Source organism: uncultured Brevundimonas sp. (assembly GCF_963974615.1).
GTDB lineage: Bacteria > Pseudomonadota > Alphaproteobacteria > Caulobacterales > Caulobacteraceae > Brevundimonas.
Map to the genome: position 1 here is coordinate 73,149 of NZ_CAXBDH010000010.1, position 13,560 is coordinate 86,708.

Consider the following 13,560-nt stretch of genomic DNA (forward strand, 5'->3'; position numbering starts at 1 on the left):
GGGCGTATGAGTGAGCCATGAGCGACAATTTCCACACCCCCGTCTCGGTCGATCCGCGCCTGCTGGAGACCTTGATCTGCCCGGTCACCCGCGGCCGGCTGACCTATGATCGCACCCGTCAGGAGCTGGTCTCGAAGGGGGCCAAACTGGCCTATCCGATCCGCGACGGCGTGCCGATCATGCTGCCCGACGAGGCCCGCAAGCTCGACTAGGCAACCCGCTCAGACCGGTTCACCCTTCAGCAGTCTCGGCAGGTCCCCGGTGGCACCCCCCGCCTCCTGCATAAAGGCCCGGCGCAGCGGCGCGATCCGGTTGACCGCGGCCATGCCCAGGTCACGCGCCAGCCGCACCGGTGGCAGATCGTTGGAGAACAGCCGCACGAAGGCGTCGAACCCGACCGTCAGCACCGTATTGTCAAAGCGCCGCCAGCGGGCGTAGCGGTCCAGCACCGTCTCGGCCCCGATGTCCTCGCCCAGCCGCATCGCCTCGGCCAGCACCTCGGCCAGGGCGGCGGCGTCCTTCAACCCCATGTTCAGCCCCTGACCCGCCACCGGATGCACCCCGTGGGCCGCGTCCCCGATCAGGGCCATGCGCGGGGCCGTCATCTGTTCGGCCAGTGACAGGGACAGCGGGTAGACGAAGCGCGGCCCCTCGACCGTGGCTCCGTCGAGGAATTCGCCGAAGCGTCGCATCAGATGGGCCGAAAAGGCCGCGTCCGACGCCCCCCTCAGGGCCTCGGCCCGGCGTGTCGTCTCGGTCCACACCAGGCTGGCGCGCTGGTCCGTCAGCGGCAGGATGGCGAACGGTCCCGCGGGCAGGAAATATTCATGCGCGACATTGCCGTGGTCACGGCCCAGCCGCACCGTGGCCACAACCCCGCTCTGGCCGTAGCCCCAGCCGACCGTGTCGATGCCGGCGGCCTTGCGCACTTTCGAGTTTCGCCCCTCGGCCCCGACCACCAGGGCGGCGTCCAGTTCGCGACCGTCGTCGAGGGTCACCCGCACGCAACCGGGCCGGACCACCGCCGCGGCCACCGAAGCCGGGGCCAGGACCTCGATCCCGGCGGCCGTGACGGCCCCGGCCAGGGCCCCGCGGATGTGGCGGTTCTCGACCATATAGCCCAGCGGCTCGCCGCCGGTCCGCGCGCCGATCTCGCCGGCGTCGAAACGCAGGAAGGCAGGCGAGGCGGGCCGCGCCGCCGCGCCGGGCCGCCGCCCGTCGGTGACCAGGATCCGGTCCATGCGACAGGCCTGCGGTCTCAGGGTCGCGCCGACCCCCAGCACATCCAGCATGCGGAAGGTCGCGAAGGCGATGGCCGTCGAACGCCCGTCGAAGGTCGGGGCCAGCTGGGCCGTGAACGGCTGGGGGTCGACCAGCACCACCTTCAGCCCCGCCTGGGCCGCGGCCAGGGCGAAACTGGCCCCGGCCAGGCCGGCCCCGGCGATGATGACGTCATAACGGTCGGTCTGGGTCATGATCTGGTTGTCGCGCCGCCGCACCGCGGCGTCCAGAGGCGCGAGGTCGCAGTCTGGCCGGGATCATCAAAAAGCGCGCCCACGCGGTCTGGTAAACAGCCTCTTAACCCTGGGCGGGTGACAAGGGCGGGTCTGTTCGACCGTCCGGAGCTTTCCGCCGCATGTCTGCCGCCCTCGTCATCGGCCAACGCGCCTTCGACAGCGCCCGCACCCTCTGGGATGCACCGTTTGTGGCGCGGTTCCGTGGCGTGCTGCAGGCCCTGCTGGCCGTGCTGCTGGCGGTGGCCCTGCTGTCGTGGAATCCGGCCGACCCCAGCCTCAACGCCGCCTCCAGCCAGATCCCGTCCAACTGGCTGGGAGCCAACGGGGCCCTGTTCGCCGACCTGGCCATGCAGTCACTGGGTCTGGCCGCCTGGCCGGCGGCCCTGCTGCTGATCGCTTTCGGTCTGGCCGGTGCCATCGGCGATTCTATTCAGCAAAGACTCAAGCCTTCCCCGGGCAAGGCCCTGGCGGCCACGGCGGGGGCGCTCAGCCTGTCCGCCGGCCTCTCGGCCCTGGCCGCCCCCGCCGCCTGGCCGCTGGCCACCGGGCTCGGCGGCCTGTGGGGCGACGGCCTGACCGGTCTGGTGATTTCAGGTCTGACGGCGCTGGGCGTCCCGGGCGGCGCGATCATCGCCGGCCTGTTGTTCCTGCCGCTCGGCCTGTGGAGCATAGGCTACGCCATCGGCCTGCGCGTCTCCGATCTGGGTGACGGCCTGGCCTGGGCGCGGGGTCTGCGCCGGCCCGCGCCCGGGATTCCGGACGTCCCGGCCCGGCGGACCGCCCGTCGGCCGCGCCCCCGGCCCGAGCCGGAAGCCGACATCGGTCCCGACGAGGACGCGCCGCCGTGGGAGGATCGCGCGCCCAGGCCGGCCCCGGCCCGCGCGGCTCCCGAGCCGAAGGTCGCCACCACCAAGGCTCCCAAACCCTCACGCCGCGCCGTCGAGGACGGTCAGGCCGCTTTCGACTTCGTGCGTCCCGAGGGCGCGTTCGACCTGCCACCGCTGGGCATGCTGGCCAAGCCGGCCAAACGGGTCGCCGCGGTCGACGAGGAAGCTCTCAAGGCCAATGCCAAGATGCTGGAAGGCGTGCTGGCCGAATTCGGCGTGCGCGGCTCGATCGACCAGATCCGGCCCGGTCCGGTGGTGACCCTGTACGAACTGGTCCCCGCGCCCGGCGTCAAACACGGCCGCGTCGTGGCCCTCAGCGACGACATCGCCCGCAGCATGTCGGCCCGCGCCTGCCGCATCTCGGTCGTGCCCAACCGCAACGCCATCGGCATCGAGCTGCCCAACGCCAAACGCGAGACCGTCTATCTGCGCGACCTGCTGGCCAGTGCCGAATACGACAAGCCGACCCACCTGCTGCCCCTGGCCCTGGGCGAAACCATCGGCGGCGAGCCCTATGTCGCCGATCTGGCGCGCATGCCGCACCTGCTGATCGCCGGCACCACCGGTTCGGGCAAGTCGGTCGGGGTCAACGCCATGATCCTGTCGATCCTGTACCGGCTAAGCCCCGCCGAATGCCGCTTCATCATGATCGACCCCAAAATGCTGGAGCTGTCGGTCTATGACGGCATCCCACACCTGCTGGCCCCGGTCGTCACCGATCCCAAGAAGGCCGTCGTCGCGCTGAAATGGACCGTGCGCGAGATGGAGGACCGCTACCGGCGGATGTCCAAGCTCGGCGTGCGCAACATCGCCTCCTACAATGACCGGGCCCGTGCGGCCCAGGCCAGCGGTGAGCATTTCGAACGCACGGTCCAGACCGGCTTCGACGACCAGGGCCGACCCGTCTACGAATCCGAGAAGATCCGCCCCGAGCCCCTGCCCTATCTGGTCGTGGTCATGGACGAGATGGCCGATCTGATGCTGGTCGCCGGCAAGGACGTCGAAGGCGCGGTGCAGCGTCTGGCCCAGATGGCCCGGGCCGCCGGTATTCACCTGATCATGGCCACCCAGCGCCCGTCGGTCGATGTCATCACCGGCACCATCAAGGCCAATTTCCCGACCCGAATTTCCTTCCAGGTCACCTCCAAGATCGACAGCCGCACCATCCTCGGTGAGCAGGGCGGCGAACAGCTGCTGGGTCAGGGCGACATGCTCTACATGGCCGGCGGCGGCCGTATCACCCGCCTGCACGGCCCGTTCGTCGACGACAAGGAAGTCGAGGAGGTCTGCGCCCATCTGCGGGCCCAGGGCGAACCCGACTATCTGGACCTGGTCACCGACGACCCCGACGGCGACGGCGACAATGTCTTCGGCGACGAGGGCGTCTCCACCGGCGACGACCTCTACGACCGGGCCGTGGCCGTGGTCACCCGCGACCGCAAGGCCTCGACCTCCTATATCCAGCGCCGGCTGCAGATCGGCTACAACCGCGCCGCCACCCTGATCGAGCGGATGGAACAGGAAGGCGTGGTCAGCCCCGCCAACCACGCCGGCAAGCGCGACGTGCTGGCCGGTCCGCCACCGATGGCCTGAAGCCCGAACCACTGAACCGGCGGCCTTCCCGGGCGTTCTGGAGGGCCCGCACCTGAACAGGACTTCATCGCAAGGTCCGAATATGGTCAGGGTCCCGTCATGCCGCCGCCGTGACGGACCGCCATTCTGGCCGCATCAATATCCCCATCCCGAACGGGAGGAACCCTGAATGACTGTTTCACGCCGCGCTTTCGGTCTCGCCACCGGAGCCTTTGCCATCGCCGCCTTGGCGGGCCTGCCCGTCGCTGCCCAGGCCGGCCTGTCGGCCGAGGACCGCGCCACCCTGGCCCAGGCCCAGACCTATCTGCAGAACCTGACTTCGGCCCAGGGTGAGTTTGTCGAGACCGGACCCGGCGGCCAGCGCCGCACCGGCCATTTCTGGCTGCAGCGCCCGGGCAGGATGCGGTTCGAATATACGGATCCGGCCGGGCTGCTGGTGGTGTCGGACGGGTCCAACGTCAAACGCTATGATCCGCGCCTGAACGTCTTCCGCCAGGTGCCGCTGAGCGCCACGCCGCTGTCGACCTTCCTTGCCCGCAATGTGCGCCTCGACCAGGGGGTGAGTATCGACCGGGTCACCCGGATGGCGTCGGGAGCCTTCGCTATCACGGCCCGTGACGCCGCCAAGCCGAACGAGGGGTCCGTCATCCTCGCCTTCGCCGGCAATCCGGCGCGGCTGCAGGAGTGGACCATCACCGACGCCCAGGGGGGCCGTACCCGCACCCAACTGACCAGTCTGAGCGCGGCCCCGAACCTGGCGGCCAGCCTGTTCCGGCTGCGCGACCCGACCCGTCGCCCCCGACGCAACTAAGTTGCGCCGGCTATCCGGCGCGACGGGAAACCGTTTCAACCGATAGGCGAAATTGTTCTTTACTTTTCTTCCGCCGCGTGACAAATTGGCCGCAAGGTGGCGACGGCCGCCCTGACCGTTGCAGGTATCATCCCCTTTACCCGCAGCGAGAGCGAAACGACCTCAAAGCGCCCGGCCCCCCGCCGGGCGCTTTTTTATTGGGCTGGCACGTCGGGCACCACGACTCCCCGCGCAACGGCTCGCGGCGAGGGCGCGAAGCGTCGACCGCGTCGGGTCGAAAAGGCGAAGCCTTTTGAGCGCGGTCCGACTAGAAGACACCCATGCTTCGTATCGCCACCTGGAACATCAACTCCGTCCGTCTGCGCATTGACCAGGTCGCGCGCTTCGTGACCGAGTCCGAAACTGACGTCCTGTGCCTGCAGGAGATCAAATGTCTTGAGGACCAGTTTCCCCGTACCGCCTTCGAGGCCATGGGCCTGCCGCACCTGAAGATCGGTGGCCAGAAGGGCTGGCACGGCGTAGCCATCGCCAGTCGCAAGCCGATCACCGAGGCCCCGGTCCTCGACGTCTGCCGTGAGGGCCACGCCCGCTGCGTCGGCGTCATGGTCGATGACGTCGAGGTGCAGAATTTCTACATCCCCGCCGGCGGCGACGTGCCGGATCGGGTCGAGAACCCGAAATTCGATCACAAGATGGATTTCTACGAACGGCTGACCGCCGAAATGGCCGGGCGCGACCAGCAGCGGCCGCTGGTGCTGGCCGGAGATTTCAACATCGCGCCCGGCGAGAACGACGTCTGGAACCACCGCTATATGTCGAAGATCGTCAGCCACACCCCGCTGGAGGTCGAGACCCTGCGCCGCCTGCAGGCCGCCGGCGGCTTCGCCGACGTGATCCGCGACCAGAACCCCGAACCGGCCAAATTGGCCAGCTGGTGGAGCTATCGCGCCGCCGATTTCCGCAAGTCCAACCGCGGCCTGCGCCTCGACCATCTGTGGACCTCGCCGGGCCTGACCCCGGCCGTGGTGGCCGGCAGCACCGTGATCCACGAGCCGGTCCGCGCCTGGACCCAGCCCAGCGACCACTGCCCGATCACGATGGATATCGACGTCTAGGAACCTACGGCTGCAGCCGGTAGCCACCCGTGTCGGTCAGCAGCAGCCGGGCCTGACCGGGCTCGGGTTCGATCTTCTGGCGTAGGCGATAGATGTGGGTTTCCAGCGTGTGGGTGGTGACCCCGGCGTTGTAGCCCCAGACCTCGGCCAGCAGTTCCTCGCGCGACACGGCCTTGGCCCCGGCGCGGTACAGGTATTTGAGGATGTTGGTTTCCTTCTCGGTCAGCCGCACCTTCTTGCCTTGGCTGTCCAGCAGCATCTTGCCCGCCGGGCGGAACTCATAGGGGCCGATGCGGAACACCGCATCCTCGGACTGTTCGTGGCTGCGCAGATGGGCCCGGATCCGGGCCAGCAGCACGGCGAAGCGGAACGGCTTGGTGACATAGTCATTGGCCCCGGCGTCCAGCCCCAGCACCGTATCGGACTCCGACGACTGGCCGGTCAGCATGATGATCGGGGTCGAGACCCCGTTCTTGCGCAACAGGCGGCAGGCCTCGCGCCCGTCCATGTCGGGCAGGTCGACGTCCAGCAGGATCAGGTCGGCGCGAATCTCGCGGCCCAGCCGGATGCCCTCGGTCGCCGTCGCCGCCTGGACCGGACGGAATTCCTCATGCAGCGCCAGCTGTTCGGCCAACGCCTCGCGCAGGTCATTGTCGTCGTCGATGATCAGCAGCGTTTTGGGCGTGGGCATGATGCAAGAATGGCGAGGCTTGCCCCCCGCGCCAAGGCTTGGAAGGTCGATTTCGGGGAAACTCGTCCTTTAGAGGCGAATTAGACGGTGTTTCGTTCCCCGAACAGCGCCGATCCGACCCGAACATGGGTCGCGCCGCAACCGATGGCCGCCTCATAGTCGGCGCTCATCCCCATCGACAGCACCGCCAGCCCGTTGCGCCGGGCAAGTCCGGCCAGCAGATCGAAATGCGGAATCGGATCGACCGCGACCGGCGGAATACACATCACCCCGTCGACCGTCAGCCCCAGGCCCCGCGCCGTGGCGATCAGGGCGTCGGCAGCATCCGGCAACACCCCGGCCTTCTGCGACTCGGCTCCGGTATTGACCTGAACCAGCACCCGCGGGGCCACGCCGGTGATCAGGGCCCGGTCGGCCAGGGCCCGGGCCAGCTTCTCGCGGTCCAGGGTCTCGATCACATCGAACAGGGCCAGGGCGTCAGCGACCTTGTTGGTCTGCAGCGGCCCGATCAGGCGCAATTCAAGGTCCGGCAACCCGGCCCGACGCGGTCGCCAGCGTCCCTGGGCCTCCTGCACCCGGTTCTCGCCGAATACCCGCTGTCCGGCAGTGAGGGCCGCGTCGATAGCTTCGGGCGACTGGGTCTTGGACACGGCGGTCAGGGTCACCGACCCCGGAGCCCGCCCGGCCGCGCGGCACGCCACCGACATCCGGGCCCGCACCCCGGCCAGACGCGCGGCGACGCTGTCGGCGGGCGGGGAGATGGACGGGAGCGGGGAAGCAGGCAAAGAAGAGGTCATGATCCTGTCCGCAGACGCTGAAACCCTGTGGGGGGCCGCCACAGGTCTAGCCCGCGCCGCCGCCGGTGTCAGCCGTGACCCGGGCCGGCCGGCCCTGTTGTTCTTCACCGACCCCGTGCGCACGCCACAGCCGTGGCTGACGGCGGCGGGCCTGCCGCCAGGGGCCGGGGTCGTCTATCGCGCCTTTGGGGCCGCCGACGCCCGGACTGTGGCCGAGCGGCTGCGCCGGGTGACGGCGGAACGCGGGGTGCGACTGCTGATCGGCCTCGACGCGGACCTGGCCGAGGCGGTCGGAGCCGACGGTGTGCACCTGCCCGAGCGAGCCCTCGAGCGGGCCGCCGCGCTGAGACGGCGTCATCCGCACTGGCAGGTCACCGGAGCGGTCCATTCGGCCGCCGCCCTGGCCGGAGCCGGAGTCCTGTCGGCGGCGGTGCTGTCACCGGTGTTCGCCGCCGGAGGGGCCTCAGGGTCGCGCCCGGCCCTGGGTCTCGTGGCCTTCACCGCTGCCGTGCGCGCCGCTCTGGTCCCGGTCTATGCCCTGGGCGGGATCGGCGCGGCCAATGCCGACACGCTGAAGGGCTCCGGGGCCTGTGGCCTGGCCGGAGTCGCCGCGATCCAGTCAGCCTTCAACGGCTGAGCGGGGTCAGAATTTGAAGATGGATTCCAGCCGGAAGCGCGGCGCGGTGCGGCTGTCCGTCTCGGGGGGGCGGGCCGGGTCGGTCTCGGGGACCGCCAGACCGGCGGCCGCGCCGACGCGCAAGCGCGGATTGATGCGATAATAGGCTCCGGCCTCAACGTCGCCCCAGTCGGCTTCACGGCCGACAGGCTGGCTGAGGTTGAAATTGAGACCCCAGCGGCCGTTTTCGCTGAACTGCAGGCCCCGACGCACCGTGGTCGTGGTGCGGCTGGCGTTCGCCTCGCTGAGGGACACGGCGGGCGCGCGGCTGCGGGCGGTCTGGGCCGAGGCGTCGTGGGTCGCGGCGACGACCGCCAGACCTCCGACTACGGCTGCAATGACCAGATCCCGACGCATGTCCAACCTTTGTATCTTCCCCGAACAACCGGCGAAGGCTTCATTTTGTTCCCGATTTCAGCACCGGGTTGTCAATGATAAGACACCCGGGACCGGCCGGGTCAACGAAAGGTCGAGGATGAATCGCCATTCAACCCGACTCTAGCCGAGTCCTGTGGCGCATGCGTCACGGGAATCGGGCCCGAATGACTCGCCTGACGGGCGAGGGGCCGCATCTCTGCGACCACCACCAACCCCTCGAAGACCGCGACCGCGACTTCGCCTTGTCATCGCCCCTTTTCACCGTGTTATAGAGCCTTGTTACGGTACACGCCCCATCCCCGGGTCAACGCCGGTTACCCGGTCCCTTCTGCGGCGTGTACGACGTCCATTTCTGAACGGAGAGTCTCTATGGTCCTGGTTCGTGGCGCTTCGGTCGCCCTGATCGCATCCGGTCTGATGCTCTCGGGCTGCCTTGCCCCAACGGTGGGCAAGGTGTTCCACCTCGGAGAAGGCCGCAAGCCGGCCGCCAGTGCCCAGCAGGGCATCGGGGTGAACGCCTATCTGTGGCGCGCCACCCTCGACACTCTCAGCTTCATGCCGCTGCTGAACGCCGACCCGTGGGGTGGCGTGGTCAATTATGACTGGTATTCAGACCCCCAGGCCCCCGGCGAGCGTTTCAAGGCCACGGTCTTCATCCTCGACACGCGCCTGCGTGCCGATGCGCTGAACGTCACCGTGACCAAACAGGTTCGCAACGAGGCCGGTGAATGGGTCGCCGCCCCGGTCGCCGCCCAGACCGAAACCGATCTGGAAAACGCCATCCTCACCAAGGCCCGCCAGCTGAACCTGTCCCGCGCGGGCTAAGGCCCCAGCTCCCTTCCCAAGCCTCTCTCAGGCCGCATTCCTGGGGAGCTCTCTTCAGGATAGTCCGTGGCCCGCTACGAGCCCAAGATCACCGAACCCCGCCAGCAGGCGCGCTGGCAGGCCGCCGACGCCTTTTCCATGCCCACGACCGGCACCGGCCGGCCCAAATACTATGTGCTGGAGATGTTTCCCTATCCGTCGGGCAACATCCACATGGGACACGCCCGCAACTATGTGATGGGCGATGTGGTGGCCCGGTCCAAACGGGCCCAGGGTTTCGACGTCCTGCACCCAATGGGCTGGGACGCCTTCGGCATGCCGGCCGAGAACGCCGCCATGGAGCGCGGCGTCCATCCCGGGGACTGGACCTGGTCCAATATCGCGGCGATGCGCGAACAGCTGAAGCTGCTGGGCCTGTCGCTGGACTGGTCGCGTGAATTCGCCACGTGCGACCCGGTCTATTACGGCCAGCAGCAGGCCTGGTTCCTTGAGCTCTACAAACGCGGCCTCGTCTATCGCAAGGACGGCGTGGTCAATTGGGATCCGGTCGACAATACCGTGCTGGCCAATGAACAGGTCATCGACGGCAAGGGCTGGCGCTCCGGGGCGATTGTTGAAAAACGCAAGCTAAACCAATGGTTTCTTCGCATTACCCAGTATGCGGACGATTTGATAGACGGTCTCGAGACCCTCGATCGCTGGCCGGACAAGGTCCGGTTGATGCAGGAGAACTGGATCGGCCGCTCCAGGGGTCTGCAGATGACCTTCGCCTGGGCCGGTGCCGCCCCGGCCGCCGCGCCGGACGGGCTGGAAATCTACACCACCCGGCCTGACACCCTGTTCGGGGCCTCCTTCATGGGCATCGCCCCGGATCATCCGATCGCCAGGGCCCTGGCTGACGCCGACCCCAGGGTGGCCGAATTTACCGCCCGCTGTCGGGCCGGCGGTACCTCCCAGGCCGACATCGAACAGGCCGAAAAGATCGGCTGGGACACCGGCCTCAAGGTCTTGCACCCGTTCAACGGTCGCGAGATCAGCGTCTGGATCGCCAATTTCATCCTGTCCGAATACGGCACCGGAGCCATCTTCGGCTGCCCGGCCCATGACCAGCGCGATCTGGATTTCGCCCGCAAATACGACCTGCCGATCCTGCCCGTGGTCCGGCCCGAGGGTGCGGGCGACGATTTCTCGGTCGCCGATGAGGCCTATGTCGGTCCCGGAACGATCTTCAATTCGGACTTTCTCGACGGTCTCGATATCGAAACCGCCAAGGCCGAGGCCATCGGCCGTATCGAAGTCGCCGGCTCTGGCGAGGGTGCGACCATCTATCGCCTGCGTGACTGGGGCGTCAGTCGCCAGCGCTACTGGGGCTGCCCGATTCCGATCATTCACTGCCCGTCGTGCGGCGCGGTCGCTGTCCCGGCCGACCAGCTGCCGGTGGTCCTGCCCCATGACGTCACCTTCGACGTTCCCGGCAACCCCCTGGCCCGGCACCCGACGTGGAAACACGTGGCCTGCCCGACCTGCGGCGAGGCGGCGACGCGCGAAACCGACACCCTCGACACCTTTGTCGACTCCAGCTGGTATTTCGCCCGCTTCACCGACCCGACGGCGGCCGAACCGATCAGCCGCGCCGCCGCCGACCACTGGCTGCCAGTCGATCAATATATCGGCGGGGTCGAGCACGCGGTCCTGCACCTGCTGTATGCCCGCTTCATCAGCCGCGCCCTCAGCGACGCCGGTCTGATGAATGTCCGCGAACCCTTCGCCGGCCTGTTCACCCAGGGCATGGTGGTGCACGAAACCTACCGTCGCGCCGACGGCCAGTGGGTCGAGCCGACCGACGTCGACCTGACCAATGACGGGGGCAAGCGATCGGCCCGCCAGATCTCGACCGGCGAGGCCCTGACCATCGGCGACATCGAGAAAATGTCGAAATCAAAGAAGAATGTCGTCGCGCCGCAGCAGATCGTCGAAACCTGGGGCGTCGACGCCGGCCGCCTGTTCGTCCTGTCCGACAGCCCGCCCGAACGGGACGTGCAGTGGACCACCGGCGGGGTCGAGGGCGCGTCCCGCTTCGTCCAGCGCGTCTGGGCCGAATTCGACGCGTTTGACCCCGAAAAGCCAGGTGAGGACACCGCCGACACCGCGTTGCGCCGGGAAACCCACAAAGTGATCCGCGCCGTCACCGAGGGGGTTCAGAGCTTCCGTTTCAACTCGGCCATCGCCAAGCTCTATGCCTTCGTCGCCACGGTCCGGACCCACGACAAGGCCGGTGGCGCGGCGCGGCGCGAGGCCCTGTCGGCCCTGACCCGACTGGTCGCCCCCTTCACCCCACATCTGGCCGAAGAATGCTGGGCCCGGCTGGGTGAGACCGGCCTGGTGCTCGACGCCCCCTGGCCACTGTGGGACCCGGCGCTGGCCGCCGATGACGAACTGGCCCTGCCAATCCAGATCAGCGGCAAGCGCCGCAGCGAGATCACCATGCCGCGCGGGGCCGACAGCGCCGCGGTCGAGGCTGCGGCCCTCGCCAATACCGCCGTTCAGGCCTATCTTTCGGCCAACAACGTCTCGGTAAGGAAGGTCATTGTGGTCCAGGATCGCATCGTCAATCTGGTCGTCGGCTGATGCGGCGACTGCTCGCCCTCACCGTGCTGGCCGCCAGCCTGTCGGCATGCGGATTCACGCCCCTGTATGGCGAGGCCGGTGCCGGGTCCAGCCTGTCACGGATTGCCGTCTCCACCGAAGACACCCGTCTCGGCTACCGCCTGCGCGAACACCTCGAGGATGCCCTGGCCCGGGACGCCGCCCGACCGCCCCTGTGGCGGCTGCAGACCACAGTCGAGCAGTCGCGCCGACCCTTGGGCCGCCGTGTCGACGATACGGCCACCCGCTATGAATTGACCGTGCGCGGGGCCTGGACCCTGACTCCGGTGTCCGGCGGTACGCCGCTGGGCGGAACCGAAACCGTCACCACCACCTATGCCGCCGCGGACCAGCCCTATGCGGCCATCGCCGCCCAGCAGGACGGCGAGGACCGTGCCGCCGCGGCCCTGGCGCGCCAGATCCGGCTCGACCTGCTGCGCGCGCTGTCGAGGACGCCCCCGCAGCCGTGATCCTGTCCAAACGACCCGAGATCGACCGCTTCCTGAGCCGACCCGATCCGGCCATCCGGGCGGTGCTGATCCACGGCAAGGACCGGTCCGGCGTCGGTGAGCGGGCCACGACCCTGTGCCGGACCGTGACTCCGGACCTGAACGACCCCTTCAACGTCACCCTGCTGACCGACAGCGACATCGACGGAGACGGGATCCGGCTGGAAGAGGCCCTGACAGCCCTGTCGATGATCGGCGGCCGCCGTCTGGTGCGGGTTCGCCTGTCCACCGAAAAGGCCGCGATCGACAAGATGCTGGCGGCGGCCCTCAAGATTCACGCCGACGACGGCTACAATCCCGATGCCATGCTGGTGATCGAGGCCGGGGCCCTCGGGCGCGACTCGGCCCTGCGCAAGGCCGCCGAGGCGTCGAAGGGGGCCGCCGCGATCGTCTGCTACGAGGACGAGACCGGCGACGTCGCCCGCATGACCCGCGAGGCCCTGGCCGCCGACAAGGTGGGCCTCACATCAGACGCGCTGGACCGCTTCGTCGGCAGCCTGCCGCGCGAACGGGGTCTGATGCGTCAGGAAATCGAACGCCTGGCTCTCTATATCGGCCCGGGATCCGGACGCACCATCGATGTCGAGGAGCTGGAGGCCCACCTCGGGGTCGAACCGGACGCCTCGCTGCAGGACGCCGCCCTCCAGGCCTTCGGTGGCCGGCCCGGCCCGGCCCAGGCCGGTCTCAGACGCGCCCTGGCCGAAGGTGAAAGCCCGGTCATGGCCGTACGTCAGGCTTCGATCCACCTTGGAAAACTGCGTCGAATCAATGTTCTTCAGGCTGGAGGGGCCAATGCCCGGGAGGCCGCCAAGGCCGCCGGGGTGTTCTGGAAACAGGAAGGCGAACTGCTGCGCCAGGCCCGCAACTGGCGACTGGAAGACATCGAAAAGGTGCTCGACAGCATCAATGTCGCCGATGTGGCGACCAAGACCACGGGATCCCCCGACAGTCTGATCGCCGAACGTCTGTTGCTGGAAATCGCCGCCCGCGCGCGACGGCTGGGGCTCTAAAGCGAAATCGGTTGAGCTGGACGAGGGTCCGGCCCGGCTCAAATTTCGCTCCCGTTTGAAGTTGGGGCATTTTTCTGTTTCAGGTCGAATCGACCTGAAACAAAA

Annotated in this window: 13 protein-coding genes; 9 read left to right on the plus strand and 4 right to left on the minus strand. The window is 68.3% G+C overall.

Annotation, left to right across the window (positions count from 1 at the left end; all coding sequences use genetic code 11):
- The first annotated feature begins 17 nt into the window (after window positions 1-17).
- Window positions 18-212, plus strand: a complete 195-nt coding sequence (locus tag AAC050_RS08505) for a Trm112 family protein (RefSeq protein ID WP_339914649.1) — start codon at window positions 18-20, stop codon at window positions 210-212.
- Window positions 213-221: 9 nt separating this feature from the next.
- Here the strand turns inward: AAC050_RS08505 and AAC050_RS08510 are convergent, their stop codons facing one another.
- Entirely contained in the window at window positions 222-1,475 is a 1,254-nt protein-coding gene (locus tag AAC050_RS08510) for a UbiH/UbiF/VisC/COQ6 family ubiquinone biosynthesis hydroxylase (RefSeq protein WP_339914650.1), read from the minus strand.
- A gap of 161 nt (window positions 1,476-1,636) precedes the next feature.
- Here AAC050_RS08510 and AAC050_RS08515 point away from each other — a divergent pair, with 161 nt between their 5' ends.
- The 3 genes from AAC050_RS08515 to AAC050_RS08525 all read left to right on the plus strand — a co-directional run bounded on the left by AAC050_RS08515 (window position 1,637) and on the right by AAC050_RS08525 (window position 5,923).
- Window positions 1,637-3,997 carry a DNA translocase FtsK gene (locus tag AAC050_RS08515; RefSeq protein WP_339914651.1) on the plus strand — a complete coding sequence of 787 codons (2,361 nt, stop codon included), beginning with the start codon at window positions 1,637-1,639 and terminating at the stop codon, window positions 3,995-3,997.
- A 169-nt stretch (window positions 3,998-4,166) separates the two neighbouring features.
- Window positions 4,167-4,808, plus strand: a complete 642-nt coding sequence (locus AAC050_RS08520; protein WP_339914652.1) for an outer membrane lipoprotein carrier protein LolA — start codon at window positions 4,167-4,169, stop codon at window positions 4,806-4,808.
- Between the two features lie 320 nt (window positions 4,809-5,128).
- A complete protein-coding gene (locus AAC050_RS08525; protein ID WP_339914653.1) occupies window positions 5,129-5,923 on the plus strand; it encodes an exodeoxyribonuclease III in 795 nt (264 codons plus the stop codon).
- A 4-nt stretch (window positions 5,924-5,927) separates the two neighbouring features.
- On the opposite strand, the gene AAC050_RS08530 is transcribed toward AAC050_RS08525, so the two are convergent.
- Complete coding sequence (locus AAC050_RS08530; RefSeq protein ID WP_339914654.1) at window positions 5,928-6,614, minus strand: response regulator transcription factor; 687 nt, start codon at window positions 6,612-6,614, stop codon at window positions 5,928-5,930.
- 80 nt (window positions 6,615-6,694) lie between these two features.
- Window positions 6,695-7,411 carry a YggS family pyridoxal phosphate-dependent enzyme gene (locus tag AAC050_RS08535; RefSeq protein WP_339914655.1) on the minus strand — a complete coding sequence of 239 codons (717 nt, stop codon included), beginning with the start codon at window positions 7,409-7,411 and terminating at the stop codon, window positions 6,695-6,697.
- Between AAC050_RS08535 and AAC050_RS08540 the strand changes: the two genes are divergently transcribed.
- Window positions 7,410-8,048 (plus strand): thiamine phosphate synthase, encoded by a 639-nt coding sequence (locus tag AAC050_RS08540; RefSeq protein ID WP_339914656.1) that lies wholly within the window; start codon window positions 7,410-7,412, stop codon window positions 8,046-8,048. The two genes, AAC050_RS08535 and AAC050_RS08540, sit on opposite strands and share 2 nt — an antisense overlap.
- 6 nt (window positions 8,049-8,054) lie before the next feature.
- Here the strand turns inward: AAC050_RS08540 and AAC050_RS08545 are convergent, their stop codons facing one another.
- The gene (locus tag AAC050_RS08545; protein ID WP_339914657.1) at window positions 8,055-8,444 is read right to left on the minus strand and encodes an NtrZ family periplasmic regulatory protein; all 390 of its coding nucleotides are present in this window, start codon (window positions 8,442-8,444) and stop codon (window positions 8,055-8,057) included.
- A gap of 390 nt (window positions 8,445-8,834) precedes the next feature.
- On the opposite strand from AAC050_RS08545, the gene AAC050_RS08550 reads away from it, so the two are divergent.
- The 4 genes from AAC050_RS08550 to holA all read left to right on the plus strand — a co-directional run bounded on the left by AAC050_RS08550 (window position 8,835) and on the right by holA (window position 13,455).
- A complete protein-coding gene (locus AAC050_RS08550) occupies window positions 8,835-9,290 on the plus strand; it encodes a DUF3576 domain-containing protein (protein ID WP_339914658.1) in 456 nt (151 codons plus the stop codon).
- A 66-nt stretch (window positions 9,291-9,356) separates the two neighbouring features.
- Window positions 9,357-11,918, plus strand: coding sequence for a leucine--tRNA ligase (gene leuS, locus AAC050_RS08555; RefSeq protein ID WP_339914659.1), 2,562 nt, complete (start codon window positions 9,357-9,359; stop codon window positions 11,916-11,918).
- Window positions 11,918-12,406 (plus strand): LPS assembly lipoprotein LptE, encoded by a 489-nt coding sequence (lptE, locus tag AAC050_RS08560; protein WP_339914660.1) that lies wholly within the window; start codon window positions 11,918-11,920, stop codon window positions 12,404-12,406. The genes leuS and lptE overlap by 1 nt, the downstream gene beginning before the upstream one ends.
- Window positions 12,403-13,455 carry a DNA polymerase III subunit delta gene (holA, locus tag AAC050_RS08565; protein ID WP_339914661.1) on the plus strand — a complete coding sequence of 351 codons (1,053 nt, stop codon included), beginning with the start codon at window positions 12,403-12,405 and terminating at the stop codon, window positions 13,453-13,455. The genes lptE and holA overlap by 4 nt, the downstream gene beginning before the upstream one ends.
- Window positions 13,456-13,560 lie beyond the last annotated feature (105 nt).